The sequence below is a fragment of the Bradyrhizobium sp. genome (genome assembly GCF_035652035.1).
Classification (GTDB): Bacteria; Pseudomonadota; Alphaproteobacteria; order Rhizobiales; family Xanthobacteraceae; genus Bradyrhizobium.
In genome coordinates, this window is record NZ_DASREO010000102.1 from 21858 (window position 1) to 46934 (window position 25077).

The window sequence follows — 25077 nt, forward strand, 5'->3', positions numbered from 1 at the left end:
TCAGTTGCCGAAGACGTTGCCGCTCTGGATCGAACAGCTCTCGCCGCTGGCCTGAATAGAGTACATGTCGTAGGTGCCGCCCGTGACCATACTGTGGACGCGGGTGAACCCAGCGCCACCCGACTTGCCGGAGATCACGCGCGCGCTGCATCCCGCAAAGCCGGAGTCGAACGTCACCCTGACCATCAGCGCGCCAGCGTCGCCGCGCGGTGCGGTCACCGTCATCGAGTTGCCGCTGAAATTGACCGACCGCGCCGAGCCTTCGCCCTGGACAGCGTCGCGCTGGCCCGATGCGCTTCCGCGCCGGCCGCGATCCACAGTCATGGAGACGCGGCTGAAGGCGCGGCCCTTGTCGCTGACGTAAACCGACAACTGCGCCGAGGCCGTCTTCGACACCGGGGTGGCTGACCTGTCGGTGGTCTGCATCCGGTTCTCGGTCCAGCTCACGGTCACGGACTTGCCGTAGAGTTGCGCCGGGGCGGCGAATGCGCCCGATGATATTGCCGTCAGCCCCAGCAACGCCGCGCCAAGACCCAAAGCAAGGTTCAGGCTCGAATAGCTTGGATGAAATCTCATAGATGCCCCCATTTCCAAGATATGAACTTTCAGATTTGCGGCCCGATGTCGCAAAGCATTTTTATTCGCAGTAACTCCGGCCATTGAAGGAGAAGCATTTTCCTCCGCCTCCACCGCCGGCAGGCGCGGCGCGATGCCGGGGCTCCGGATCGCGTTCGACGGTGTGCGGTTTCGGTGCGGGTTCGGGGCGCTTCTCGCACGCGCCGCTCGAATTCAGGAAATAGCCGGTGCCGCAACTGATCTGCACGCAGCGGCCGCTATCCTCTTTCTGGCCCTTGGCGCAGATCAACGGGCAGACGCGGTCGGTCTTGCTGCGCACCATGTCCAGCGCGTCGAGGCTGGCGACCTTGACGTCGAACTTTGTGTTGGCGTTCTTGTTGAAGAGATCGAGGGCTTTTCGCGAACTGTCGTCCCAGGTGCCGTCGACATTGCCGGAGTTGCAGCCGACGCGCTTCAAATGCGCCTGGAGCAGCCGGTTGATATCGGTCTGATCGATCTGCGGCGACGGCGGCATTTTCGGCACGGTCTGGTCCGGCGTCAGGCTGACGAGCTTGTCGGCCTCTTCCTTGGACGCGCGTTTGGCCTGTTCGACCTGGCTCTGGGCATCGGCAATCGCCTGCTTCTTGGCTTCGTCGACCTGCTTGCGCGCGGCCTCCGCCTGTTGCTGCGCGAGCTCGACCTGCTTGCGCGCTTCGTCCAGTTCCTTCTTGGTCTGCTCGGCGGCCTGGCGACGCGCTTCCTCGATGTCTTTTTTCGCCTGCTCGGAAAGCTTCTGCTTGGCCTCCGCGGTCTGGCGCTGGCTTTGCTCCTCCAGTTGCTTGCGCAGCTCGGCCGCCTTGGCCGCCGCCTGCTCTTCGGCATCTCGCCGGGCATCGTCCGCCTTGGCGCGGGACTGCTGCGCCGCCGCCAGCTTGTTGTTCTGCGCCCGCGCCAGATTGGCATAGAGACCGGTTGGATGGCTGGCGAGGAAGGAATCCCACGCTTCCTTGGTGCCGATCTGGGCGGCGAGTTCATAGTCGACGCGCGCTTCGGCTTCCGGATCGGCCGGTTTCGCCGCGGCTGGGACGAGCGACATGGTCTGGCCGCCGAGTGAGCCGTACACAAACGGCTCCTGGCGGTAGCCGGTGGTTTTCAGCACGTCGTCGCGGACGCGGCCAAAGGCGATACGCAAGTCGAGCCCGGGCTCGGCGATGTATTTCACCAGTGCAGCCGCGAACGGACTGTTGGTGCCGTCGCCGTCGCTTGCCACCGCGCCGGCCTTGGCCGCGAAGGCAATCAGCGTATCCGACATGGTCGGCTCGACCTTGGCAAGGCCGCGGCCGATCGCGCGGCTCGCGACGGATCGCTTCATGGTGTTGGCGAACGGGTTGTCGCGGCAGGCATCGAGGATCACGAGCCGCAAACGCTTGGTGCCGTCGAGCGCCTTGAGCACCCGGTCCAGCGAGATGGTCTCGTCCTCGATGTCGAAGTCGCTGGCGAGTTTGGCGTCGGCCGGCACCAGATAGTTGGTGCCGTCGACCTCGATGCCGTGTCCGGCGTAGTAGACAACCGCGATATCGGCGTCGCGCGCAGTCTCGGAGAATTCCCGGATGACGCGGCGCAGTTCGACGATGCCGACGTCGCGCTGGTTGTTGATGACGTCAAATCCGGCCTGTTTGAACAAAGCGGCGACCGCGTCGGCGTCGCGTGCCGGATTGGTCAGCCGCGGCACCTGCTGATACTTGGACACGCCGATGACCAGCGCGACGCGCTTGTCGGCAAGCGCCGGCCCTGCCGAAAGACAGAGCAAACACCCGACCAAAATCAATAAGGACCGCATGCCCCAGCCCTCCCGTCCAGCCGGCCCATATTTGCCAATCGCGCTGCGGCCGACAAGTTCGAGGTTGTCGTCCGCACTGTTAGTTTGGCCTGCAGTAAACGTAAGTGACGCAGGTCACAATTGAAGGCAAGGGTTCCGGGGCCTGTTAACCTTTGTCGAGACGTCGTCCGCAAGAGGGGGAGCAAGGATGAGACGCTATTGGATATGGATATTTGCCGCCGCAAGCTGCCTCGCGACCGCGTCGGCCGCGCCGGAAGGTGGACCCAACGCCGGTCCGGTCTGTCTTTATGAGAGCAAGGCCTACAGTGAAGGGGCCTTCGTCTGCGTTCAGAAATCGCTGATGCAGACCTGCACCGCCGACGGTCCGCGCATGTCGTGGAAGCCGGTTCCCGACAAGGAGATCAACGACCGCTGCATCGCGCCGACGGTCCAGCATATTTCGCCGGAGCCACGCCTTCGCCCGCACAGGCACCATTACCTGGTCCGAAGAATTCACCCGCTCGCTGCCAGCCCGGCGAAGTGCTTCGTCTTCAACGGCAGGGAGTATTGCGAGTAGCCAATCCGGAGGGTTGGAATTATTGGCTGACGCGCCAGATCGTGCCGTTGCCGTCTTCCGAGACAAGCAACGCGCCGTCGCGCGTCACCGTCACGCCGACCGGACGTGCCCACACGTCGGAATCGTTGAGCACAAAGCCCGTCATGAAGTCTTCGTATTCGCCGGTCGGCACGCCGTCCTTCATGTGGATGCGGATCACCTTGTAACCGGTGCGCCGGGCTCGGTTCCAGGAGCCGTGTTCGGCAGCAAAGCCGTCGCCGCGATAGTCCGCCGGAAAGGCGTTGCCATCGTAGAAGGTGAGACCGAGCGAGGCCGAATGCGCCTGGATCAGCACATCGGGAACGGTGACCTTGTCTTTCAGGTCGGGCCGCTCGCCTGCATGATGCGGATCCTCGTGGCCACCGATGTAAAACCACGGCCACCCATAGAAGGCGCCTTCGCGCACGCGCGTGACATAGTCGGGAACGAGATTGTCACCCATCCCGTCGCGCTCATTGGTCGAGCAATAGGCGTCGCCGGTCGCGGGATGAATGGCCAGTCCCACACAGTTGCGAATGCCGGTGGCGAAGATTTTCGCGTCCGTTCCGTCCGGGGCGAAGGAAAGCACGTCGGCGCGGTGGCTCTCGTAGCCCGAGGTTGCGCCGAGCGCGGATTTTGCCCCGTCGGCCGGGCTGCTCCTCGTGCCTTCGGCGTCGTTGCTGCCCGAGCCGACGGACACCAGCATGCGCTTGTCTCTGGTGAAGACGATGTCCCTGGTCGAATGTCCCCCTGTCGGCAGTTCGGCGACCACGGCCTCGGGTTTGCCGTCGGCTTTCAGATCGCCGTCCTGGTAACGAAAGCGCACGACGCTGTCGGTGTTGGCGACGTAGACCCATTGCGGATGGTCGCTCGGAAAGAAGGCGATGCCAAAGGGACGCCTCAGTCCGCTGGCGTAGGTCTCGTTCTTCACGACGGTTGAGCCATCATCGGAGAGCCGCAGCAGGCGAACTCGCCCGGCGCGGGTCTCCGCGACAAAGATATCGCCGTTCGGCGCGGTCCGCATTTCGCGCGGTCCGCTCAACCCTTGCACGAGCGGCTCGACCTTGAAGCCTGCGGGAACCTGCGGCAGGGCCTCCAGGGGCCGGCGCACCACATGAGACACGTTGGCGGAGAAGGCGGTCGCTCCCGGTTTCGGCAAATCGGCCGGCGTGATGTGGCGGACAAGCCCCGGTCTGTCCTCGCGCCAGTCACCGAAAGCCGCGCTGCCGGTCAGGACGTTCGATTGGCTTGCGGCGAAAGCAATGCCTGCGCCTGCAACCAGCGCTGCAATTAGCAGCGCCATTCCGGCCACACGCTCCAAATTTCTCATCCCGTCGCTCATGCTTGCGTCTTGATCGTAGGGAACGGCAGCTGGCTCAGCCAGAGCAGGAGCGGCGTGTTGACGATGTTGTGTACGCGCGAACGCGGCTCTTTGGCCGCGACAGCAGTCGCAACTTGAACCAATTCCGGGTTCCCTCGTCATATTGAGCAGCAGCGCTCATCCGCTGCCAGCAGATCGAACGGAACCTTTCAAATGTGCGACGTATGCGGCCAGCTCGAAAAGAAGATCGCGCACTACAGCAGAGTCATGACGGCAATGACCGATCAGCTCACCATTGAAAGGATCGCGGCATTGGTCACTGAGATGGAAGCGCAGATGCTCGCGCTGCATCCCAAACAGCGCGTCGAGAAAGCATAGTTGCCTTCACAGTTTTCGACGCAGCATCACGCATCCTGTTCCTGCCTGAGGCGCTCGCGATAGGTGCGGGTCTTCTGCCGATTGCCGCAGAGCGTGGATTGGCACCAGCGCCGGGTTCCAGGCTTGGAGCGATCGAAAAAGACCCGTTTGCATTCGTCGGACGCGCACATCTTGAGCCGGTCCAGCGTGCCGTTCGCCGAACCGTTGTAGAGTTCGGCGACGATGGTTGAAAGGCCGGCGATTGCATCGCTTCCGAGCGGCGTCAGTTTCAATCCTTCCTTTCCAATAGATGTCACCCGCAGGGGGAACCGCTCCATCGCCCGGTCGAGGGCTTCTCTGATGGCGGCATCGCGCCGGCGATCGTCGGGATCGCGTTCGATGTAGTCGCGAAGGGCGCCCCGCAGCGCCAGTGCGGCTTCGAACGCCGCTTTGGAGGGGATCTTGCCCGCTTCGGTCAGCCTGCGATGCGCCATCCACGTCCCGAGCGCGGCCGCATCCTGCAATTCATCCGCCTGCGGGTGCTGCACGCCGTGATGCACAAAGTGCCGCAAATCCAGACTGTTGGCGAAATCGTAGGTGTTCGCCAATGCATCGGGGACCTGGAAGCGGCGGGATTCCTTCGACATGAGACCGAACTTATGTCCGCTCGGGGGTTGAAACAAGACACCAGTATAATAGTTTTACTGGTGTCTATCGGACAGAGCCTCTCGATCCCGAACCAAGGACACCGTAATGTTGCAGGTCAAACATCCCCCGATTTCCAGCGTGGAAGAGCACCGCTTGGACGCCTCACACCGGCCCCCGGCCGACGAGACCTCGATCCGTTACGACGGCTGGCGGATCGTCGCCGTCTGTTTTGTAGTCGCGACCTTCGGCTGGGCGTTCGGCTTCTACGGCCAGAGTATCTACCTCGCCGAACTGCATCGACAGCACGGCTGGGCGGCATCGCTGATCTCGGCCGCGACGACGTTCTTCTACCTGTTTGGCGCGCTGCTCGTCGTTTTCGTCGCCGAGGCCGTCAGGAAATTCGGCCCGCGAAACTGCCTGTTGGCCGGGACGGGCGCGATGGCGTTCGCAGTCGTCCTGATGGGGCAGGTCAACGCGCCCTGGCAGCTTTACCTCGCAGACATCGCGCTGGCTTTCGGCTGGGCGGGCACCAGCCTTGCGATGATCTCGACCACGCTCGGCCTCTGGTTCGATCAAAAGCGCGGCATGGCGATCAGCCTAGCGCTCAATGGTGCGAGCTTCGGCGGCATCGTCGGCGTTCCGCTATTGGTGATCGCGATCGGCCAGTTGGGATTTCCTCGCGCGATGACGGTGGCCGCCGGTGTCATGCTCGCCCTCGTCATCCCCGTCGTCCTGATATTTGTCGGGCGGCCGCCACGACAGTCGGGTGCGCCGGCCGTTGCCGGAGACGCGTCATCGTCCACGCACATCCGCGCGCGCGCCTTGCGCGACGTCGCCTTCCTGTCCGTATCGATCGCCTTCGCGCTGGTGCTGTTCGCCCAGGTGGGTTTCATCGTCCACCTGATCGCCTTCCTCGATCCCGTGATCGGCCGCCCCAGTGCGGCCATGGCGATGGCCGCGTTGACGGCAATGGCGGTCGTCGGGCGCGTTCTGTTCTCGACCGTGATCGACCGGCTCAATCAGCGGCTCGCCTCGGCGCTGTCCTTCGTCAGTCAGGCGCTGGCGCTTCTGGTCGTCATCAATTTCCACAACGAGACGCTGCTGATTGTCGCTTGCGCGGTGTTCGGCTTCTCGGTCGGCAACCTGATCACGCTGCCGTCGCTGATCGTGCAGCGAGAATTCGATGCGCGTTCGTTCGGGGTCCTGATCAGCCTGCTCACCGCGATCACGCAGGTGACCTACGCGTTTGGGCCAGGCGTGATCGGCGCGCTGCGCGATCTCTCGGGAGCCTACACGCTGCCGTTTTACGGCTGCATTGCTCTCGAATTGATCGCCGCCGTCCTGATCTTGATCCGCGGAAAATCGGCGGCGCCGGGGGTGTAGTTGCAGGGGACGGGCGCGTCGACCCGTCCCCCGCCACCGTCAAATCATGATAGGCTCAGGCTCCCAACGCGGCCATTTCGCCGATCTGCGGAGGTGAGCCAGATGTTACTCGTGTTTTTCCGTCACGGCAGTATCGCCGCGCTTGTGATCGGCGTCGTGATCGAGATGTTGGCGTTTTCATTGGGCTGGATCACGCCAAGGCCTATGATGATGCTGCTCGGCGCGCTGCTGTTTTACCTCACCGAATACGGCATGCACCGTTTCGCCTTTCATGCGCCTCCGCTGCCGTGGCCGATGCTGCGCAAAATGCAGCACCGCCTGCATTACGACCATCACGTCGAGCCGAACCGGCTCGATCTGCTATTTCTGCCGCTGTGGTTTCTGGCGCCGAACCTCGCCGTCACGACCGGATTGTTGGCTTTGATTTTTGGCGCAGAGGCTTCGGCCTCAGCCTTGTTCGGAATCATGCTGGCGATCTTGCACTATGAATGGGTGCACTATGTCGCCCACATTCCCTACCAGCCAAAAACCCGCTTTGGTCAGTGGATCAAGCAGTACCACCTGCGCCATCATTTCATCAGCGAAAAGCACTGGTTCGGCGTCAGCAACCCGACGCTCGATCACGTGTTCGGCACGTTCAGTGCGCCGGCCGACGTCGAAAAAAGCGGCACGACACGCAAGCTCTATTGATTGTCAGAGGCGGGCGTTCGCCTCCCGTTATGCCGGGCGCTTGAAGAACCGCTGCTGGCTGGTCCACTCGCCGATCTTGTTGTCCTTGATCCATTGCGCCAGTTCGTCATGACGAACGAGCCAGATGCCGGGAAAGCCGCGAATATATCTCAGGATGCGGTCGACCTGCGCGGCCATCAATGGCCTTCCGCCGAAATGGCAATGCACGGTGATGTTGAGATAAGCCGCCGGTTCGTTCGCGTAGAGATAATCGAACGTATCCTTGTAGACCTCGAACCAGTCGCGCGGGTTGGCGCGCAGCACGCGATGATCGGCGAAATCCGTGTGCGGGAGGGCCACCAGCATACCCTTCCTGGTGTCGACGCAAAACGGAAGATCGATGTTGTTGTAGTCGCCATACCAAAGGAAACCGGCTTCGGCGATGATTTCTTCGGTGTCGGCCGTGGGTGCCAGAACCGGGCTGAGCCATCCTTTCGGAGGAGCTCCGGTCAGCTTTTGAAAGACGGCGACGCATTTCTCGACCATGGCGCGCTCTTCGTCCGGCTTGAGATAAGCCATCAACGCATCCTGGGTGTAGGAGTGCGCCGCAATCTCATGCCCGGACTTCAAGATTTGATCGACCGCTTCAGGTGAGAATTCCATCGACTGCGCATTCGCAACAAAGGTCGAGGGTGCCTGATGTTCGTCGAGGATTTTCAGGAGGCGCCACACGCCATTGCGGGTGCCATAGGTGCCCCAGGTCATCGCCGCGCGATCATGCGTGCCGGGCTTCAGCGACGTGGTTTGCACCGAGAACGGCGGGCCCTTGTCGCCCGACCAGTTCTCCCACAGGCATGTCACCACAACCGCAATCCGCGCGCCGTTCGGCCAGTCAAATTCGCGAGCGGCGGCCTGTTTGGAAGAGTAAGGCGGCAAGGTCATTCCTGGGCTCCTAGTGGTCCGATTCTGACATTTGTATCTCTTCTCAGCAGGCACTTTTACAAATGTTAGAATCGAAGGACCACTAGCAAATATCGGTTTCTAGTGGAGCTTTGGATTTGACATTCGCTTGTCGAACGCGTGGCCAACGGGTAGCGAATGTCAAATCCGCTCCACCAGTTGGACCGCGTTCTTGAGCGCGCGGGGCACGCCTGGCCGAGATTTTTTTGCGCGGTCTCGATGTTTGCAGGAGTCGATATTGCCGTGCCGATGTCAATATCTTCGGCAGACGGATCTCGACGTCGCCCCATGCATCGACGCGTTCTCGACTCCGCGTTTTGAGACACGCTACCATGCAAGGAATTCAAATCCGGGAGGCAACGTGCCAGTTCGGCGAATAGACCGTCGGCACCTTATCCGAGGGAGCGCAGCGACACTTGCTGCGCAGCTCCTGCCGAAATCATACGCCATCGCGCAGACGAAATACCCGGCCAGTCCGATCCGACTCGTCGTTCCCTATGCGCCGGGCGGCGTCGTCGATGCCATGGGGCGCATCTGGGCCGACCGGATGAAGGCGTTCGGCACCATTGTCGTCGAGAACCAGGGTGGCGGTGGCGGCACGATCGGCGCAGCCAGCGTGGCTCATGCCAGGCCCGACGGCTACACGCTCCTGTTCGGCGATACCAGCTCGCAGATCATTGCGCCTTATCTGCTGCGGCATCCGCCTTATGACGGGCTCAAGGATTTTGTCGCCATATCGATGATCGCGACGTCGTCGACCGCGATTGTGGTCAATCCGAAAGTGCCTGCAGCCAATCTCGACGAATTCATCAAATATGCCCAAACCAACCAGGCCAGGCTGTCTTACGCTTCGGCCGGAACCGGTACGGTTACGCATCTCGCCGGAGAATTGTTCAAGCAGCTCACCAACACGCCCGGCATCCTGCATGTGCCCTATCGTGGGGCAGGGCCCGGATTGATCGACGTGATATCCGGTGTGGTGCCGATGATGACGCCCAACGTCACCAGCCAGGTGCTGGACTTTCATCGCGCGGGCAGCCTGCGCATTCTCGCCGTTTGTGCGTCGGCGCCGCTCAAGGCCGCGCCCGACATCCCGGCTGCAGCTGAAATTCTCCCCGGCCTCGTCGTAGGACTAACCTGCGGTGTGCTGGCGCCGGCCGCGACGGCGCCGTCGATCACCGATCAGCTTTCCGAGGCGACTGGGGCGATCGCCAGGCAGGGCGAATTCGCCGACGCATTGCGGGCATCCGGTCTCGAAGTCAGACCGGATGTGACGCAAGCGGCATCGCAAGCCTTTCTCGCCGCCGAGCGGGAGCGGCTGATCCCGATCATCCGGAAAGCGGGTCTGGAGCCGCAATAGATCGTCGCGATCGAGGGCTCGCCCTCAGGCCGCGCGGATGTTGGACAGGAATTTTCCGGTGACGTTCTTGAGCTCTTCGGATTGTGCGCTGAGCTGACCAGCCGCGTTGCGGACCAGCGCCGAGGCCGCACCAACCTGATCCGATGCTTCGCGCACACCGAAGATGTTCTGCAGCACGTCCTGTGTTCCCTGCGAGGCCTGTTGCACGCTTCTGGCGATCTCCTGCGTCGCCGCGCCCTGTTCTTCCACGGCAGCCGCAATCGCGTTGGTGATTTCGTTCATCTGGCCGATCGTATCGCCGATCTCGCGGATGGCGCTCGCGGTCGATCCCGTCGCGTCGCGGATGGCGCTGATCTGGTTTGTGATTTCCTCGGTCGCCTTGGCCGTCTGCGCCGACAGCGCCTTGACTTCGTTGGCGACGACGGCAAAGCCCTTGCCCGCTTCTCCCGCGCGCGCCGACTCGATCGTGGCATTGAGTGCGAGCAGGTTGGTTTGCCCCGCGATCGTCTGAATCAGGGCGATGACTTCGCCGATCTTCTGCGTGGCGTCCACCAGTTTCCCGACCATGGCTTCCGTTCGCGCCGCCTGGCCCACGGCGTCTTGCGAAATGGAGGCCGACTGGGTCACCTGCCGGCCGATCTCGCCGATCGATGAGGACAGCTCCTCGGCCGCCGATGCGACCGTTTGGACATTTGCTGCCGTCTGCTCGGCGGCGGAGGCGACTTTCGTTCCCTGGTCGGTGACGCCGTCGGCGATGGAGGTCATCGACGAGGCCGAGTTTTTCAGGTCGCCGGCAGCATGGGCCGTTCCGGTGACGACGCCGCCGACGTCGCGCTCGAACTCGTCGGCGATCTGCGCCAGCACGGCGCGGCGATCCTGCGCCGCGCGCGCCTTCGATTCCTCCTGTTCCGCACGAAGCTTCGTCGTTTCGGTCAGCTGGTCCTTGAAGATGTGAAGGCTCCGGGCGATCTGGCCGATTTCGTTCTTCCGGTCCGTGAACGGGATATCGAAGTCGAGATTGCCCTTGGTCAGTTCGTCCATGGCGTTGCATGTCCGCGCGAGCGGGACAACCACGCCCCGGCCGAGCCAGAAAGCCACCAATACGGCCACGGTCAGCCCGGCCAGTCCGCCGATGGCGGCCCACAGCGCGCGATGAAAGACCACCGCATCGATGTCATCGACATAGGCACCAGCCTGGATCGCGAGCTGCTTGTCGCCGCTTCCGTAGGAGGCGACGTAGGATAGCTTGCGAAGTTCCTGGCCGCCCGACGAGCGGGGCGCCATATATTCATCGAAGCCGCCTCCCGATCGGGCCGTTCGCACGATGTCCTGGATCACCGGCCGGCCGTGGCTATCCCTGTATTCCCATCGGTTCACGTTCACGTATTTCGGATTGCCGTGCACATAGGTGACGCCGGCATCTGCAGGTCCGGTGCCGTAGATGCCGACATAGTCCGAATATTCGCCCCAGCGCATCGCGCCGATCGAGGCGAATGCGATTTGGCGTGCCTGATCGGGCGAGATCTTGCCGGCTTTGGCTTCCTCGTCGTAATGGGCCAGAATCTTCTGCGCCACTTCCACGAGATCGCGTATCGTCGTTCGCCGCTCGTCGAGGACGCTGTCGCGCAAAATCATGATCTGCGCGACGGCGACGGCGAAGAACGCAATCGAAAGCACCGCGATGATCATCGCCAAACGCTGATAGACCGTAAGATGGCGCATCCGCTCGCCCCTTTGATTGCGAATCTCTCCCGTCTCTATCAATCGGGCGTTAATTCGCCGTTAGTACTGGGGAGACAGGCGACCGTTGCATCCCGGCCCGACGGAAAGCGGCGGGGCATCTGAAGAGCCACTGGCGATCCGGCGCCGGCTCTGATAGATGGAGGCCGAGATGACGCTTCCAAGAAAGCGAAACACTCCGGTCCCGTAGCTCAGCTGGATAGAGCGGCGGTTTCCTAAACCGCAGGTCGCATGTTCGAGTCATGCCGGGATCGCCAGTTTTTTTGATATCATCTCCTTGAAATTCCCTTCAAGGAGACCGCCCCGTGTCCACACTTGTCGAGCGTCTCGACTTTACCGCCGCATTGCCACGCGCGCGCTCCAGGCGCGACACGGAAGCCGAGACTGTCCAGTTTGCGCAGGCCACGCTCGCCGCGGCCAAGCAGGAGGGCCTCAAGCTCGCTGTACGGGCGCGCTATGTCGCTCTTGCCGTCATCGCTTGCCTGTTGCCAATTCTCTATCCGAGCTGGCAGCAGCTTTACTATGTGGCGCTGCTTGGTCTGTTCGCGCTGATCGGCTGGGCTCAGGTCAGGGTTGGGCGGCTCGGCGTATCAAGGCAAGAGCTTGCGCTGTTGTTCTGTGACCTCGCGCTGCTGACCTTCGTCGCGGTTGTACCGAACCCCTTCGGCTCCAATCAATGGCCGGTGGCGATGCAGTATCATTTCGGCAACTTCATCTATTTCTTCGTGCTGCTGTCTGTTGCGACCCTCGCCTATTCCTGGCGCACGGTCATCGCGGTTGGAACGTGGACCGCCGGACTCTGGATCATCGGCATCATCTGGGTGTGGTGGCAGCCCGATCGCGCTCCGGAACTGACCGCGCGCATCGCAGCCGCGGTGGGCGGCGACGAAAGGCTGTTCAACCTGATCTCGCCGAACTCGATCGTGCTCTCTTCGCGCATCCAGGAGATCGTCGTATTCATCATTGCGGCCGTGACGCTCGCCGTCGCGGTGCGTCGCGGCAACGATCTCCTGATCCGCCATGCCGCGGTGGAACGCGAGCGCGGCAATCTCGCGCGCTACTTCTCGCCCAATGTGGTGGAGGAATTGTCCAGGCACGACGAACCGCTGAAACAGGTGCGCACGCAGAACGTCGCCGTGCTGTTCGTCGATATCGTCGGCTTTACCGCCTTTGCCGACGCCCGCGCGCCGGAAGAAGTGGTGGGGACCTTGCGCGAATTCCACGCGTTGATGGAGCGGGAGGTTTTCGACCACAGCGGCACGCTGGACAAATATCTCGGCGACGGACTGATGGCGACCTTCGGCACGCCGTTCGCCGGTGCCGCCGATGCCAGCAACGCGCTGCGCTGTGCGCAGGCCATGATGATGGCGGTGGACCAGTGGAACGGCGAACGCAAAGCGGCCGGCGAAGCTCCAATGCGCGTCAGTTTCGGCTTGCACTACGGGCCGGTCGTGCTCGGCGACATCGGCGTGACCTGTCTCGAATTTGCGGTGATCGGTTCGACCGTCAACGCCGCAAGCCGGCTGGAGGCCTTGACCCGCGGGCTCGGCTGCGCGCTTGTCGTCAGCGATGATCTCGTCAAGTGCGCCAAGACCGAAATTGGCAGCGCAGATGCGGTGTTTCGGCCGCTGATCGCGCAAACACCGCAGACAATCCGCGGGCTTGAAAACCCGATCGCGATCTGGACGCAAGCGCAATGAAAAACGCGACACCGCAGAAGCTGACGATTGAGGTCGGGAAAGCGGGCGCCGTCTCGGCGCTGCTGCTGCACCCCGACGCGCCGCGCGCCTGTTACGTCTTTGCCCATGGCGCGGGCGCCGGCATGACGCATTCCTTCATGGAGGCATTTGCGGCGGGCTTGAGCGGGCGCGGCATTGCGAGCCTGCGCTATCAATTTTCCTATATGGAAAAGGGCAGCAAGCGGCCGGACCCGCCGGCGGTTGCGCAAGCTGCCGTGCGCGCAGCCGTGGCAAAGGCAGCCGAGATTTTTCCGAAGCTTGCTCTGGTCGCGGGCGGCAAATCCTTTGGTGGCCGCATGACCTCGCAGGCGCAGGCGGCCGTCGCCTTGCCAGGCGTACGTGGCCTCGCCTTTGTCGGTTTTCCCCTGCATCCCGCCGGAAAGCCGTCCACCGATCGCGCCGATCACCTTGGCAAGATTGATATTCCCATGCTGTTCCTGCAGGGAACGCGCGACACCCTTGCGGAAGTCGCGTTGATCGAGCCTGTGGTGCAGCGCTTGGGGCGGCGCGCGAGGCTGCATCTCGTGGACGGCGGCGATCATTCCTTCCACGTGCTGGCGCGCTCGGGCCGCAACGATCGCGAAGTGATGGCCGAAATTCTCGACGCGTTCGCGGCGTGGGTCGATTCCGTCATCGCCGTGTGAAACGCGGCGGCTCACGCCCGGCGACCGCGGATCGCTTGTCTCAGCTCAATCGGCGGAAGGTCGCTTTCGGGCTTTCGCCGAATTTGACGCGATAGGCGCTGGCCATCCGGCTGAGATGGGTGAAACCAAGATCGAAGGCGATGTCGATGATGCGCTCGTCCGGCCGCGCCGCCTTCAACCGTGTGTTGAGTTGCGCCAGGCGGATGTCGAGCAGCATGTCCGTAATCGTGGTGCCAAAGTGGCGGCGGAAGCCGATCTGCAATGCGCGAATGCCGCTGCCAGCGGCTTCGGCAAGCTCGACCACGTCGAGCGGTTCGGCCGCCCGCGCCTCCAGATAGGCACGCGCCCGTCGCAGGACGGCAGGTTGGGTTTCGGCGCGGCCTTTGAAGACGTCAATCGCCGAGCTCAAGCTATGATGCTGACCGTCGAGCAGCGCATCGAGACACGTCTCGCGCCACTCCGCGGCCGCGATCGCGGGCAGGCTCCGGTTCGGTCCGAGGCCCTCGGCGAGGGTGACGAGCTGCTTGATCTGCGCCTGCAGCCGCTCGCCAAGCGATCCGGCCAGGTGGACTTCGGGATCGAACTCGATGGGATGCACTGACCTGCCGGCCAGCGCCGCCGCACGCTGCTCGACCAGCTTGCGATCGAGCAGCAGGATCAGTTTCGCGCAGCTGTCGTGCCAGGTCATCTGCGTTGGAATGGTCGGCGACAGCAGCGACGCTATGCGCGCAGGCGCGGCCTCGACCTCGCGTGCCGCGGTGCGGATCGATGCCGATCCGGTCAGCGGGATTTGCAAGAGGAAGAAGCCGTCGAGGCAGCCGGGATCGATCGACACCGATCCGCCATAGGCGACGTAATTGACGGAGAAGCCATCGAACGCCGCGCAATTGTGCAGGGCGTAGAAATGCGCCTCCGACCGGTCCACCGGTTTCAGATCATGCGGACAAAAGATGCGGCCGATGGCGTCGGCGGCATCATCGACGCGCGCGGTCGCGACGCGGGAAAAACCGCCAAGGCGCGCCTTGCTCAAAGCCTCCGCATGGGTCGCCATCACGCCGGTCGTCCGGAGTTGTTTTAGGCTTAAACTTTTCGAAGACTAATGCATCCGCGGACCGGAGGGAACGCGATTTTTGAGGCTAGCGCGAAGGGCCGTTCGGGGCCCTGGGCGGGCGGGCGAGGGTTGGAGACGGCGGGATTCGTTTAACGGCTAGACAGTCCGGACGGCCGGCCGCAGGCTCCCTCCCGCAATGCGCATCCAAACCTTGGAGGGGTTCATATGGGCAAGCTCGAAAAAGGCATTACCCGAAACGGAACCGGCTATGCCGGCAAGACCTGGAACATCCTGGGCCAGGTCTATTACCCGAAGGCCGTGACCGACTCGACCTTTGCTTTCGAAACCAACAGCGACCCCGGCCAGTTCGTGCCGGTGCACATTCATCCGACCCAGGACGAATTCATCCTGGTTCAGGAAGGCGTGCTCGACCTCAAGCTCGACGGCGTCTGGGTGCAGGCCAAGGCCGGCGATCTCGTCCGCATGCCGAGGGGGATCCCCCACGGCTACTTCAACAAATCGGACAAGCCGGCGCGGGCGCTGTTCTGGGTCTCGCCGATGCAAAAGCTCGAGGCGCTGTTCGACAAATTGCACAATCTGCAGGACCCCGCCGAGGTGGTGCGGATCTCTGCGGAGCATGAGGTCGACTTTCTGCCGCCGGAAGCCAGCGAGTAGGCCGCAAGGCCAACCGTCACGTCGCGCGCGATACGCGGATTGCCGGAGGATGCCTCCGGCAATGACGGGGACGCGCGTGTTCTCAAAAATGGACGCATTCACTCAACGCGGAGTGGGATCATGGTCAAGCAGAAGCATGTGTGCATCATTGGTGCCGGCGTGTCGGGCATAGCCGCCGGGAAGGCGTTTTCCAGGCGCGGCCACAAGGTGACGATCATCGAGCGCAGCGGCGAGCTCGGCGGTGTCTGGGAGCCGGCGCGTTCCTATCCCGATGTCCAGACGCAAAGCCCAAAGGACCTCTATCGCTACACCGACAAGGCGATGCCGGACTCCTATCCGGAATGGCCGAAGGGGCCGCAGGTCCACGCTTACTTGCGCGATTATGCGCGCGACCATGGGCTCGACGGCGCGATGCGCTTCAACACCAAGGTCGTGGGCATGGCGCGCCGCGCCGACGGCAAGCCAGGCTGGACGCTGGAGCTTGGGGGCAGCGACGGCGTCACAGCTCGCGAGGATTTTGATTTTGTCGCCGTCTGCACCGGGCAATTCAACGAACCGCAGACGCTTCAGCTCGCCGGCGAGGATGGCTTCAAGGCGCAAGGCGGCCAGATCCTGCATTCTTCGCAATACGGTGACCCCGCCCTTGCGAAGGGACGCAAGGTGGTCGTGCTCGGCGGCTCGAAATCGGCGACGGACATCGCTGTGAACGCGGTCAACTCCGGCGCCAGCGAGGTCACGATCGTCTATCGCGAGCCGGTGTGGCGGATTCCGTATTTCGTCGGCGGCCTCGTCAACTTCAAGCGCATCCTCTATATCCGCGCGCAGGAGCAGATGTTTGCGAGCTGGGGCATCGGACCGACGGCGCGGCTGGCGCATGCGATCGCAAAGCCGCTGGTCTGGGCGAATTGGCGGGGGCTCGAGAGCATGCTGAAAATGCAGCTCAAGCTCAAGCAATGCGACATGGTGCCGAAAGAGCGGATCGAGGACGGCGTCAATTGCTCGGTGCCGATCGCAACCCCCGGCTTCTTCCCGATGGTCGCCGACGGCCGCATCAAGGCGATCCGCGGCACTTTCGATCACTATGACGGCAAGACGATCGTGATGAGCGGCGGCCAGCGGGTGGCGGCCGATGTTGCCGTGCTCGCGATCGGCTACAAGCTCGGCGTGCCGTTCCTGCCGGAAGCCTACCAGGCAAAACTGGTCGAGCGCGACGGGCAGTATCGGCTGTATCGCCTGATCGCCAATCCGGATCTGCCCGACATGGGCTTCGTCGGTTTCAATTCGAGCTTTTGCACGGTGCTATGCGCCGACATGGCCGCCAACTGGCTGGTGCGCTATGCCGACGGCCAGCTCGCCCGGCAGCCGAGCGCGGCCGAAATGAGCGAGAACATCGCCATGATGCTGCGCTTCAAGCGGGTCGAGCGTCCCGCCGCCGGCGTCTATGGGGGGCTCTGCGTCGCGCCGTACCATTTCAAGCATTTCGACGAGCTGCTTGCCGATATCGGCGCCACGTCACGCCGGCGCAATCCGCTCGCCGAGAAATTCACGCCGCCCAACGCCGACGCCTATGCCCGTTTCCTGGCTTCGGCTCCCGATTACAAAGCGGTGGCGTAGGCTTGCGGCTCGATTGCCGCGGCGAGGCGCTCAGCAGCCGCGGCAAATGCCGTGAATCTGGCGATCCAGCGACTGGTCCTCCAGCTTCATCTGCTCAAGCGCTTCCATCGTCGCGTCACGGCGCGGCTCAGCGAGCTTTCGTTTCGCGGCAAGGTCGGCCTCCTGCCGCTGATAGCACGCCTCGCGTTCGGTCTTGGCCTGGATGAAGCGGCATTGTTCCACCGCGGCAGCGGGGGCGCTGCCAAGCATCAGCGTCATCGTTAGTGCGAAGATAGTACGTCGGGTCCGGGCGGTGTTCATTGGCGGCTTTCGTGATTTGGCGCTGGCGCCGATCTGCGATAGCAAAGATTCCTGCCCAGAGGCATGATAATCGCCCAATCCACCGGAAAATCCGATTTGCCCTTTACATCGATCGAAAGGCCCCTCAGCCGTTTCAAAGGCTGGAAGAGGGTGGTTGAATGTCTTGCGCTTCTGCTGATGCTGGCGTTCACAGCGAATGCGCGCGCCGAAGACGCGAAAATCAAACTTGGCGTCTTGCGGCTGTCGTCGTCGGCACCGGTCTTCATCGCGCAGGACAAGGGCTATTTCCGCGACGCGGGCCTTAGCGTGGAACTGAAATTTTTCGACGCGGCGCAGCCGATTGCGGTCGCGACGACATCCGGCGACATCGATTTCGGTGTCACATCGCTGACGGCCGGTTTCTATAATCTCGCCGGCAAGGGCGCGCTGAAGGTGATCGGCGGCATGAGCCACGAGAGGTCCGGCTTTCCGCTGCAGGGCTATTTCGCCACCGCCAAGGCCTATGCGGCAGGGCTCAAGACGCCGAAAGATCTTGCCGGCAAGCGCATCGCGATGACGCAAGTCGGCTCGAGCTTCCATTATTCGCTGGGGCTGCTCGCCGACAAATACGGCCTCAAGCTTTCCGAGATGAAATTGCTGCCGATGCAGTCGCTGTCGAATGTTGCAGCTAGCCTGAAGGGCGAAACTGTCGACGCGGCGCTGCTGCCGATTTCGGCTGCGCGAAAACTGCTGGATGACGGCAGCGTCAAACTGCTCGGCTGGGTCGGCGACGAGACGCCGTGGCAGGTCGGCGCGGTGTTTGCCACGCCGAAGACGCTTGAGAAAATGGAGCTTGTCACGAAACTTCTCGGCGCAATCGATCGCGCCGACCGTGAATATCACGACGTCATCTTGACGGCCGTCACCGGCGGCGAGGCGCCGATCAACGACAAGACCCGGCCACTGCTCGAGATCATTGCCAAATACACCAACCTGCCGCTTGAACACGTGGTCGGCAACTGCGCCTATATCGATCCGGAGGGCAGGCTGGATGTGAAGGACGTCGCCAACCAGATCAGCTGGCTGCAGGGCCAGGGCTTCGTCGACAAGGGCGTCACCATTGATGCGATCATCGACAGGGATTTCGTGAAGCCATATTAGCTTTTCGTCATGGCCGGGCTTGACCCGGCCATCCATTGACGGTCTAGGCTGGATCCATGGACCTGATCGCCAACCACATTTCCCACCGCTTCGGCGCGCTCGAGGTGCTCGACGATGTGTCGTTCACGGTCGGTGCCGGCGAGGTGGTGGCGATCGTCGGTCCCTCTGGCTGCGGCAAGAGCACGCTGCTCTCAATCCTCGGCGGATTGCTCGAGCCCTCTGCCGGTGCCGCGGAATTACGCGGCAGCGCGCCGCCGGAAAGCCTCAACCCGCTGACCTTCGTGTTCCAGGATTTTGCGCTGCTGCCGTGGTCAACGGTTGCGGAAAACGTCGAATTCCCGCTGCTGCACGCGATGGCTGACGCGGCTGCGCGAAGCGCGGTGGTCGAGGATGTGCTTCGCCGCACGGGTCTATCGGATTTTCGCCGTGCCTATCCGAAACAGCTTTCCGGCGGCATGCGCCAGCGCGTCGGCATTGCGCGGGCGCTCGCGGTGAGGCCTGCGATCCTTTTGATGGACGAACCGTTGTCGGCGCTCGATTCGCAAACCCGCGAACTGCTGACGGAAGATTTCATCCGCCTGCTCGCTGAAGCCGCGGTGAGCGCTGTCTATGTCACCCACAATCTGGAAGAGGCCGTGCGGCTCGCCGATCGTGTCGTGGTCTTGTCGCGCCGTCCCGGCCGTGTCCGCGAGGTCGTCGCCATTCCGCTCGCGCGCGCCGAACGTGGCGAACTCCACGCCCGTGAAAAACTGCTCGCGCTGCAAAGCGAGTTATGGTCGCTGATCCGAAGCGAGGCCATCGATGCCGAACGCGAGGTCCAGCATGCTTGACCGCGCCGAGGAAAAAGCAACGGCGCAAGCGGCAGGCGAAACCTTGCGCAAAGTCGCATTTCGCGGCGCGGGGTTTGCGCCGAAAACCTCGCGCTATGCCGGCCTCCTTGCGCTTGCAGGACTGATCGCGCTTTGGCAACTCGCTGGCAGCTTCGCGCTGATCAACCCGGTGTTTCTCCCGACGCCGCTGTCGATCATGCGGGCGATGCTTCAACTGGCTTCATCAAGCGCGCTTTGGCAGCATCTGGCCTATTCGGTCATGCGCATCGGCAGCGGCTGGCTGCTCGGCACCGTGGCCGGAATCGCCGTCGGCTTTGCGATCGGGCTCTCGACGCTGGCGCGCAGCATCGGCATCACCTTCATCTCGGCGCTGTTTCCGATCCCGAAGATCGCGCTGCTGCCGCTTCTTATCCTGTGGCTTGGCATCGGCGAGGAGCCGAAGATCGCGACCATTGCGCTTGGTGTGTTCTTCTCCACCGCGATCTCGGTCTATGGCGGCGTCGACGCGGTGCCGCGCAATCTCATTCGCATGGCGCAAAGTTTCAACGTGCCTTTCCTTGCAATCGTTCGCCGCGTGATCTGGCCTGGCGCGTTGCCGTCGATCCTGGCGGGTTTTCGCATCACCGCTTCCGTCGCATTGCTGCTTGTCGTCAGCGCGGAGATGATCGGCGCCGAATACGGCATCGGCGCCTTCGTGCTGCAGGCCGGCAACCTGATGCAGACGGATCAGTTGCTCGCCGGCGTCGTCATCCTGTCGCTGTTTGGGCTATTGATCGGATGGCTGATCAGCCGGCTGGAACGGCGGCTTCTGCATTGGCGGTGATCACCGCCCGTCATTGCGAGCCAACGGGCCGCGCGAATGCGCGCCCGATGACAGGCTCCGCGAAGCAATCCAGTGTTTTCGCAGAAGGGCTCTGGATTGCTTCGTCGCTTGCGCTCCTCGCAATGACGATTGGCGGGACGACAACGTTACGCGTTGCCGCGATCCTCGCGGAACAAGTCGAGCTTCGTCTGCACCGGGCGGTCGGAGAACGAGAACAGCACCGAGTCCGTGTCGGCCTCATGGGTGACCCATTTCCAGCTCGGTACCACGAAGAGATCGCGCGGGCCCCATTCGAAAGTCTGGTCGCCGATCCGCGTGCGGCCCTTGCCTTCGATCGCCACGAACACGGTGGCATCGGTCGAACGATAACGCGCGGTCTTGAAACCCTTCGGCAATAGCTGAATGAAAGTGCCGATGGTCGGCATCGCGAAATCGCCTGTCTCAGGGTTGGAGAACTTCAGCTTCAAGCCGTGACAGGGATCCCACTCGTCGCGCCGCTTGGCGGCTTCCAGCGCTTCGCGGGTGTAGGAATAGGGATAGTTGAAGATCGGCGAGGTCTTGGACGCGCGCTTCTCGTCGACCGGCAACAGATTGTGGCCGTAGCGCGCAAAGCTGTCGCCGGCGGGGCGGGTGATCTTCTGCTGGTCCTGCTTTGACGGTTCGGCGAAGGACGCGTCGAAAAGCTGCACCATCGGAATGTCGAGGCCATCGAGCCAGAACATCGGCTCGGAGGTTTCGTTGGAGTGGTCGTGCCAGGTCCAGGCGGGCGTGATGACGAAATCGCCCGGCTCCATCGCCGTGCGTTCGCCGTCAACGGAGGTGTAGGCACCCTTGCCTTCGAGCACGAAACGCAGCGCCGACTGGCTGTGGCGGTGGGCAGGGGCGACATCGCCCGGCACCACCATCTGGACGCCGGCAAACAACGAGGTCGTGATCTTCGACTGGCCGCGCAATCCCGGATTTTCCAGCACCAGCACGCGCCGCTCGGCTTCCTTGGCGGTGATCAGCTTGCCCGCTTCGTTCATGTAGTCGCGAATGGAGTCGAACTTCCACAAGTGAGGCTGGCAGGCGCTCCTCGGCTCCGGCGTGACCAGATCGCCGAGCACGTTCCACAGCGCGGAAAGATTTTCGCCGTCGATCTTCTTGTAGAACGCTTCGCGTTCCGGCGTCTTCGCTACGGCTTCCATGGCCGATCTCCATTGTCGCGTTTCCTAATTGACAGTATACTGCCAAATTGGCTACCGTCAATCAGGCCCGGTCATGGGCCCATCGATAATAATAGGGGAGGTGAGCGATGAAGCTGCACGGCTATTTCCGCAGCAGCGCGTCCTATCGGGTCAGAATTGCATTGAACCTGAAAGGGTTAAGCGCGGAACACCTGAGCCATCATCTGCGCAAGGGCGAACAGCGCGCTCCCGATTATCTCGCGATCAACCCGCAAGGCCTCGTTCCGACGCTGCAAGGCGATGACGGCACGATTCTCATCCAATCGCTCGCCATTAGCGAATGGCTGGACGAAACCCATCCCACGCCGCCGCTATTGCCGAAGGATCCGCTGCGCCGCGCGCATGTGCGTGCCTTCGCGCAAGCGGTCGCCTGCGACATTCACCCGGTCCAGAACTTGAAAGTCCTGGCGCGGTTGCGCGAGCTTGGTCTTGGCGAAGAGAAGGTCGCGGAATGGGCGGCATGGGCCAATCGCGAAGGTCTTGCCGCGTGCGAGAAACTGATCGCCAATGAAGCCGGGCCGTTCTGTTTTGGCGATGTGCCAACCATCGCCGACCTCTGTCTGGTGCCGCAGCTTGCGAATGCGCGCCGCTTCGGCGTCGATGTTGCAGCGTTTCCCCGCTTGCTGAAAGCGGAGGCGGCCGCGAAGGCGCTCAAGGCGTTCGCTGACGCCGCACCGGAGCGACAACCTGATGCCGAGTAACAAGGATTCAATCACGATGGATGCGGTCTACACCGCTCCCGGCTATCTCTTCCGCCGGATGCAGCAGATTGCGGTCGCGATCTTCATCGAAGAGTGCAGGGATTTCGATCTGACGCCGGTGCAATACGCCGCGCTGATCGCGATCCGCACTCATCCCGGCATCGACGCCACGCGGCTCTCTGCCGTAATCGCCTTCGACCGCTCGACGCTGGGCAGCGTGATCGAGCGTCTGGAAACGAAAGAGTTTATCGAACGCCAGCCCGCGCCCGATGACAAGCGCGTCAAGCTCTTGTACCTGACCAAGGCCGGCAGCAATCTCTTGCGCGACATCATGCCGTCGGTCGATCGTGTCCAGGCGCGGATCCTGCAGCCGCTCAAGCCTGCCGATCGCAAGACGCTGCTCTCGCTCCTCGAACAACTGGTCGACCTCAACAACGAGGCTTCGCGTGTGCCCCTCCGCGCCGAAGATGCGCTCGAACATTTGAGTAAGGTCAGCTGATGGCCGGCGACACGCAGCCGGTCCTGATCGCTGGTGGCGGCATTGGCGGTCTCGCTGTCGCACTGGGTCTTGCGCGCAAGGGCATCCGCTCGATCCTGCTCGAAAAAGCGTCTGCCTTGGGCGAGATCGGCGCAGGCATCCAGCTCGGGCCGAATGCGTTTCACGCCTTCGATTATCTCGGCGTCGGCGAGGCCGCGCGCAACATGGCGGTCTATGTCGAGCGCCAGCGCCTGATGGATGCGATGACGGCCGAGGAAATCTGCCATGTCGACCTCGGCGAGGCCTTTCGCGCGCGTTTCGGTAATCCTTACGCCGTGGTGCATCGGGGCGACCTGCACGGCGTGTTCCTCAAAGCCTGCCGTGACACCAACCTGATCGATCTGCGCGTCAGCTCCGAAGTCGTCGGTTACGATCAGGATGGCTCGTCTGTTACTGCAAAACTTGCATCGGGCGGTCGGGTCACCGGGTCGCTGCTGATCGGCGCGGATGGCCTGTGGTCGAACGTCCGCAGACAGGTCGTCGGCGACGGCAAGCCGCGCGTTTCCGGCCATACCACCTATCGCTCGGTGATTCCGACCGAGCAGATGCCGGAAGATCTGCGCTGGAACGCAGCCACGCTGTGGGCCGGACCGAAATGCCATCTCGTGCATTATCCGCTCTCGGGCTGGAAAGTCTTCAACCTCGCCATCACGTGCCACAACGACGCGCCCGAGCCGGTTGCCGGCAAGCCGGTGTCGAAGGAAGAGGTCATGAAAGGGTTCGCGCACATTCACGAGCGCGCGCTCGAGATCATCCACCACGGCATCAACTGGAAGCTGTGGGTGCTTTGCGACCGCGATCCAACCGATCGTTGGGTCGACGGCCGTGTCGTGCTGCTCGGCGATGCCGCTCACCCGATGATGCAATATTTCGCGCAAGGCGCCTGCCAGGCGATGGAGGACGCGGTATGCCTGTCGCACATGATGGGGAGTCATCCCGGCGATCAGGCGAGCGCGCTTGAAAATTATCGCGCGCAACGTTTCCCGCGCACTGCGAAAGTGCAGATGCTCTCCCGCGCCATTGGCGAGCACATCTATCATCCCGATGGCGAACATGCGCGGCTGCGCAACGCCATCATGAGCGCGAAGTCGCAGGAGGAATGGTACAGCGATCTCGCCTGGCTCTATGGCGGCACGGGGTTGAAGGGCTAGTCTGCCCATCCTCAGGAAGTGGGCCAGTCGTAGGCGGGAAGAGACAGATTGTCGATGATATCTCTGCCGACTGCGAGCCTTGCCAATCCCGGGATGGCAAAAGCCTTGATGACGTAGTTGCGGAATTGCAAGCCCCATCTGGTTCTTGGCGCGAACATCCCTCCAAGACGCTCGGCGCCGCGCTGCTTGGCGCTGACGAAAGGCCGTAGCAAGGCTTCATATCTGGTAAACGCTTCGTCGTGTCGTCCGCCGGCGCGCATAAGTTCGCCTGCCAGCACATAGGCCGAAATCATGGCGAGCGCAGAGCCCTGACCGGCGAGCAGCGATACGCAAAAGGCGGCGTCTCCCGCAAGCGCAACACGGCCTCGCGACCAGTTTTCCATCCTGATCTGGCTGACACTGTCGAAATACAGCTCTTCAGTTTGATCGAGTTCGGTAAGGATGGCAGGCAACTCCCATTTGGCGCCGCGATATCTTTCGCGCAGCATGGCTTTCTGCTGGACTGGTTCTACTGGCAGCGCGCCCTCGCCGGTGGTAAAGAAGAAAAGGAACAAGGTCCGGTTAGCGCGCTGGGTGAAACGCCCAAGCATCTGGCCGGGCCGTCCATAGATGACGTACACGTCCTCATCGCGCGGTTGGTAGCCGTCGATCTCGAAGGCGGCGAAGGCATAGCCGAGCTTTTTCTCAAACCGGCTCCCCGGACCGAAGGCAAGCCGTCGAACGGCTGAGTGCAGGCCATCGGCGCCGATCAGAAGGTCAAACCGCCGTTCCCCGGCTTGTCTGAAGCGGACCTCAACGTGCTCGGCGTTCTGCCGAAGACCGACAATCTCGTCGCCAAAGATCGTTTCCGTCTTGTCTTTGATGGTATGGAACAACAATCGCGAAAGATCGCTTCGCGCCAGAGTTATGAAACGTCCACCGGTCAGCTCGGTGAACGTCCTGGTTCGAAAGCCAGCGATACGTGCGCCGCGATCGTCGACAATCCGCATTTCGCGAACGCGATATCCGACATGATCAATTTGATCGAGCAGGCCCATCCGCTCTGCGATGTCATAGCCAAGCCCCCAAAAGTCGACGATGTAGCCGCCACTGCGTAACCTCGGTGCAGTTTCGACAAGCGTTGGCGCAAAGCCTGCGGCTTTCAGCCAATAGGCGAGGGTCGGCCCCGCGATGCCCATGCCTGAAATCAAAATCGTCTTCATGTCAGAAGACGCCCTCGGACGCGGATTGGAATTCTA

25 protein-coding genes and 1 tRNA gene are annotated in these 25077 nt (G+C 62.5%); 16 read left to right on the forward strand and 10 right to left on the reverse strand.

Annotated elements, in window-relative coordinates:
• Positions 1-576 (reverse strand): hypothetical protein, encoded by a 576-nt coding sequence (locus VFB05_RS28685; RefSeq protein WP_325018852.1) that lies wholly within the window; start codon positions 574-576, stop codon positions 1-3.
• Positions 577-637: 61 nt separating this feature from the next.
• A complete protein-coding gene (locus VFB05_RS28690) occupies positions 638-2395 on the reverse strand; it encodes a caspase family protein (RefSeq protein ID WP_325018854.1) in 1758 nt (585 codons plus the stop codon).
• Positions 2396-2582: 187 nt separating this feature from the next.
• Between VFB05_RS28690 and VFB05_RS28695 the strand changes: the two genes are divergently transcribed.
• On the forward strand, positions 2583-2951 hold the full coding sequence (locus VFB05_RS28695) for a DUF1496 domain-containing protein (protein WP_325018856.1): 369 nt from the start codon (positions 2583-2585) through the stop codon (positions 2949-2951).
• Positions 2952-2970: 19 nt separating this feature from the next.
• Here the strand turns inward: VFB05_RS28695 and VFB05_RS28700 are convergent, their stop codons facing one another.
• Positions 2971-4299 (reverse strand): sorbosone dehydrogenase family protein, encoded by a 1329-nt coding sequence (locus VFB05_RS28700; protein ID WP_325018858.1) that lies wholly within the window; start codon positions 4297-4299, stop codon positions 2971-2973.
• A 204-nt stretch (positions 4300-4503) separates the two neighbouring features.
• Between VFB05_RS28700 and VFB05_RS28705 the strand changes: the two genes are divergently transcribed.
• Complete coding sequence (locus VFB05_RS28705; protein ID WP_325018860.1) at positions 4504-4668, forward strand: hypothetical protein; 165 nt, start codon at positions 4504-4506, stop codon at positions 4666-4668.
• A gap of 26 nt (positions 4669-4694) precedes the next feature.
• Here VFB05_RS28705 and VFB05_RS28710 read toward each other — a convergent pair whose 3' ends face one another.
• Entirely contained in the window at positions 4695-5294 is a 600-nt protein-coding gene (locus VFB05_RS28710) for a CGNR zinc finger domain-containing protein (RefSeq protein WP_325018862.1), read from the reverse strand.
• A 106-nt stretch (positions 5295-5400) separates the two neighbouring features.
• On the opposite strand from VFB05_RS28710, the gene VFB05_RS28715 reads away from it, so the two are divergent.
• The gene (locus VFB05_RS28715) at positions 5401-6678 is read left to right on the forward strand and encodes an MFS transporter (RefSeq protein ID WP_325018864.1); all 1278 of its coding nucleotides are present in this window, start codon (positions 5401-5403) and stop codon (positions 6676-6678) included.
• Positions 6679-6780: 102 nt separating this feature from the next.
• Entirely contained in the window at positions 6781-7368 is a 588-nt protein-coding gene (locus VFB05_RS28720; protein WP_325018866.1) for a sterol desaturase family protein, read from the forward strand.
• 27 nt (positions 7369-7395) lie between these two features.
• Here the strand turns inward: VFB05_RS28720 and VFB05_RS28725 are convergent, their stop codons facing one another.
• Entirely contained in the window at positions 7396-8289 is an 894-nt protein-coding gene (locus tag VFB05_RS28725; protein ID WP_325018868.1) for a polysaccharide deacetylase family protein, read from the reverse strand.
• Positions 8290-8668: 379 nt separating this feature from the next.
• Here VFB05_RS28725 and VFB05_RS28730 point away from each other — a divergent pair, with 379 nt between their 5' ends.
• On the forward strand, positions 8669-9667 hold the full coding sequence (locus VFB05_RS28730; protein WP_325018870.1) for a tripartite tricarboxylate transporter substrate binding protein: 999 nt from the start codon (positions 8669-8671) through the stop codon (positions 9665-9667).
• A 24-nt stretch (positions 9668-9691) separates the two neighbouring features.
• On the opposite strand, the gene VFB05_RS28735 is transcribed toward VFB05_RS28730, so the two are convergent.
• On the reverse strand, positions 9692-11389 hold the full coding sequence (locus VFB05_RS28735) for a methyl-accepting chemotaxis protein (RefSeq protein ID WP_325018872.1): 1698 nt from the start codon (positions 11387-11389) through the stop codon (positions 9692-9694).
• 198 nt (positions 11390-11587) lie between these two features.
• Between VFB05_RS28735 and VFB05_RS28740 the strand changes: the two genes are divergently transcribed.
• From VFB05_RS28740 to VFB05_RS28750, 3 genes are all read left to right on the forward strand, one after another.
• Positions 11588-11664, forward strand: a tRNA-Arg gene (locus VFB05_RS28740).
• A 48-nt stretch (positions 11665-11712) separates the two neighbouring features.
• Positions 11713-13107, forward strand: coding sequence for an adenylate/guanylate cyclase domain-containing protein (locus VFB05_RS28745; RefSeq protein ID WP_325018875.1), 1395 nt, complete (start codon positions 11713-11715; stop codon positions 13105-13107).
• Positions 13104-13790, forward strand: a complete 687-nt coding sequence (locus VFB05_RS28750; RefSeq protein WP_325018877.1) for an alpha/beta family hydrolase — start codon at positions 13104-13106, stop codon at positions 13788-13790. Before VFB05_RS28745 ends, VFB05_RS28750 begins: the two co-directional genes overlap by 4 nt.
• Positions 13791-13830: 40 nt before the next feature.
• Here the strand turns inward: VFB05_RS28750 and VFB05_RS28755 are convergent, their stop codons facing one another.
• Positions 13831-14841 carry an AraC family transcriptional regulator gene (locus tag VFB05_RS28755; RefSeq protein ID WP_325018879.1) on the reverse strand — a complete coding sequence of 337 codons (1011 nt, stop codon included), beginning with the start codon at positions 14839-14841 and terminating at the stop codon, positions 13831-13833.
• Positions 14842-15066: 225 nt separating this feature from the next.
• On the opposite strand from VFB05_RS28755, the gene VFB05_RS28760 reads away from it, so the two are divergent.
• The gene (locus tag VFB05_RS28760) at positions 15067-15516 is read left to right on the forward strand and encodes a cupin domain-containing protein (RefSeq protein ID WP_325018881.1); all 450 of its coding nucleotides are present in this window, start codon (positions 15067-15069) and stop codon (positions 15514-15516) included.
• A gap of 120 nt (positions 15517-15636) precedes the next feature.
• The gene (locus tag VFB05_RS28765; protein WP_325018883.1) at positions 15637-17130 is read left to right on the forward strand and encodes an NAD(P)/FAD-dependent oxidoreductase; all 1494 of its coding nucleotides are present in this window, start codon (positions 15637-15639) and stop codon (positions 17128-17130) included.
• Positions 17131-17160: 30 nt separating this feature from the next.
• On the opposite strand, the gene VFB05_RS28770 is transcribed toward VFB05_RS28765, so the two are convergent.
• Positions 17161-17430, reverse strand: coding sequence for a hypothetical protein (locus VFB05_RS28770; protein WP_325018886.1), 270 nt, complete (start codon positions 17428-17430; stop codon positions 17161-17163).
• Between the two features lie 177 nt (positions 17431-17607).
• Here VFB05_RS28770 and VFB05_RS28775 point away from each other — a divergent pair, with 177 nt between their 5' ends.
• The 3 genes from VFB05_RS28775 to VFB05_RS28785 are packed head-to-tail and all read left to right on the forward strand — an operon-like array spanning position 17608 to position 20223.
• On the forward strand, positions 17608-18570 hold the full coding sequence (locus tag VFB05_RS28775; protein WP_325019054.1) for an ABC transporter substrate-binding protein: 963 nt from the start codon (positions 17608-17610) through the stop codon (positions 18568-18570).
• Positions 18571-18626: 56 nt separating this feature from the next.
• Positions 18627-19400 carry an ABC transporter ATP-binding protein gene (locus tag VFB05_RS28780; RefSeq protein WP_325018888.1) on the forward strand — a complete coding sequence of 258 codons (774 nt, stop codon included), beginning with the start codon at positions 18627-18629 and terminating at the stop codon, positions 19398-19400.
• Complete coding sequence (locus VFB05_RS28785; RefSeq protein ID WP_325018891.1) at positions 19393-20223, forward strand: ABC transporter permease; 831 nt, start codon at positions 19393-19395, stop codon at positions 20221-20223. Before VFB05_RS28780 ends, VFB05_RS28785 begins: the two co-directional genes overlap by 8 nt.
• Positions 20224-20369: 146 nt before the next feature.
• Here VFB05_RS28785 and gtdA read toward each other — a convergent pair whose 3' ends face one another.
• Positions 20370-21410, reverse strand: a complete 1041-nt coding sequence (gtdA, locus tag VFB05_RS28790) for a gentisate 1,2-dioxygenase (protein ID WP_325018893.1) — start codon at positions 21408-21410, stop codon at positions 20370-20372.
• A gap of 107 nt (positions 21411-21517) precedes the next feature.
• Between gtdA and maiA the strand changes: the two genes are divergently transcribed.
• From maiA to VFB05_RS28805, 3 genes are read left to right on the forward strand one after another with little or no spacing between them, the layout of a single operon-like run.
• Positions 21518-22150 carry a maleylacetoacetate isomerase gene (gene maiA / locus VFB05_RS28795; RefSeq protein WP_325018895.1) on the forward strand — a complete coding sequence of 211 codons (633 nt, stop codon included), beginning with the start codon at positions 21518-21520 and terminating at the stop codon, positions 22148-22150.
• A complete protein-coding gene (locus VFB05_RS28800; RefSeq protein WP_325018897.1) occupies positions 22140-22649 on the forward strand; it encodes a MarR family transcriptional regulator in 510 nt (169 codons plus the stop codon). The genes maiA and VFB05_RS28800 overlap by 11 nt, the downstream gene beginning before the upstream one ends.
• Positions 22649-23839: a 3-hydroxybenzoate 6-monooxygenase gene (locus tag VFB05_RS28805; protein WP_325018900.1), complete on the forward strand. Its 1191-nt coding sequence runs from the start codon at positions 22649-22651 to the stop codon at positions 23837-23839. Before VFB05_RS28800 ends, VFB05_RS28805 begins: the two co-directional genes overlap by 1 nt.
• 11 nt (positions 23840-23850) lie before the next feature.
• Here the strand turns inward: VFB05_RS28805 and VFB05_RS28810 are convergent, their stop codons facing one another.
• Positions 23851-25041: an FAD-binding domain gene (locus tag VFB05_RS28810; protein WP_325018902.1), complete on the reverse strand. Its 1191-nt coding sequence runs from the start codon at positions 25039-25041 to the stop codon at positions 23851-23853.
• Positions 25042-25077: the final 36 nt, after the last annotated feature.

Bases quoted from the DNA above. Each gene is read 5' to 3' on its own strand.
- VFB05_RS28685 (WP_325018852.1), bottom strand. From the start codon at position 576: ATGAGATTTCATCCAAGCTATTCGAGCCTGAACCTTGCTTTGGGTCTT.
- VFB05_RS28690 (WP_325018854.1), bottom strand. From the start codon at position 2,395: ATGCGGTCCTTATTGATTTTGGTCGGGTGTTTGCTCTGTCTTTCGGCA.
- VFB05_RS28695 (WP_325018856.1), top strand. From the start codon at position 2,583: ATGAGACGCTATTGGATATGGATATTTGCCGCCGCAAGCTGCCTCGCG.
- VFB05_RS28700 (WP_325018858.1), bottom strand. From the start codon at position 4,299: ATGAGAAATTTGGAGCGTGTGGCCGGAATGGCGCTGCTAATTGCAGCG.
- VFB05_RS28705 (WP_325018860.1), top strand. From the start codon at position 4,504: ATGTGCGACGTATGCGGCCAGCTCGAAAAGAAGATCGCGCACTACAGC.
- VFB05_RS28710 (WP_325018862.1), bottom strand. From the start codon at position 5,294: ATGTCGAAGGAATCCCGCCGCTTCCAGGTCCCCGATGCATTGGCGAAC.
- VFB05_RS28715 (WP_325018864.1), top strand. From the start codon at position 5,401: ATGTTGCAGGTCAAACATCCCCCGATTTCCAGCGTGGAAGAGCACCGC.
- VFB05_RS28720 (WP_325018866.1), top strand. From the start codon at position 6,781: ATGTTACTCGTGTTTTTCCGTCACGGCAGTATCGCCGCGCTTGTGATC.
- VFB05_RS28725 (WP_325018868.1), bottom strand. From the start codon at position 8,289: ATGACCTTGCCGCCTTACTCTTCCAAACAGGCCGCCGCTCGCGAATTT.
- VFB05_RS28735 (WP_325018872.1), bottom strand. From the start codon at position 11,389: ATGCGCCATCTTACGGTCTATCAGCGTTTGGCGATGATCATCGCGGTG.
- VFB05_RS28750 (WP_325018877.1), top strand. From the start codon at position 13,104: ATGAAAAACGCGACACCGCAGAAGCTGACGATTGAGGTCGGGAAAGCG.
- VFB05_RS28755 (WP_325018879.1), bottom strand. From the start codon at position 14,841: ATGGCGACCCATGCGGAGGCTTTGAGCAAGGCGCGCCTTGGCGGTTTT.
- VFB05_RS28760 (WP_325018881.1), top strand. From the start codon at position 15,067: ATGGGCAAGCTCGAAAAAGGCATTACCCGAAACGGAACCGGCTATGCC.
- VFB05_RS28765 (WP_325018883.1), top strand. From the start codon at position 15,637: ATGGTCAAGCAGAAGCATGTGTGCATCATTGGTGCCGGCGTGTCGGGC.
- VFB05_RS28770 (WP_325018886.1), bottom strand. From the start codon at position 17,430: ATGAACACCGCCCGGACCCGACGTACTATCTTCGCACTAACGATGACG.
- VFB05_RS28775 (WP_325019054.1), top strand. From the start codon at position 17,608: ATGCTGGCGTTCACAGCGAATGCGCGCGCCGAAGACGCGAAAATCAAA.
- VFB05_RS28780 (WP_325018888.1), top strand. From the start codon at position 18,627: ATGGACCTGATCGCCAACCACATTTCCCACCGCTTCGGCGCGCTCGAG.
- VFB05_RS28785 (WP_325018891.1), top strand. From the start codon at position 19,393: ATGCTTGACCGCGCCGAGGAAAAAGCAACGGCGCAAGCGGCAGGCGAA.
- gtdA (WP_325018893.1), bottom strand. From the start codon at position 21,410: ATGGAAGCCGTAGCGAAGACGCCGGAACGCGAAGCGTTCTACAAGAAG.
- maiA (WP_325018895.1), top strand. From the start codon at position 21,518: ATGAAGCTGCACGGCTATTTCCGCAGCAGCGCGTCCTATCGGGTCAGA.
- VFB05_RS28800 (WP_325018897.1), top strand. From the start codon at position 22,140: ATGCCGAGTAACAAGGATTCAATCACGATGGATGCGGTCTACACCGCT.
- VFB05_RS28805 (WP_325018900.1), top strand. From the start codon at position 22,649: ATGGCCGGCGACACGCAGCCGGTCCTGATCGCTGGTGGCGGCATTGGC.
- VFB05_RS28810 (WP_325018902.1), bottom strand. From the start codon at position 25,041: ATGAAGACGATTTTGATTTCAGGCATGGGCATCGCGGGGCCGACCCTC.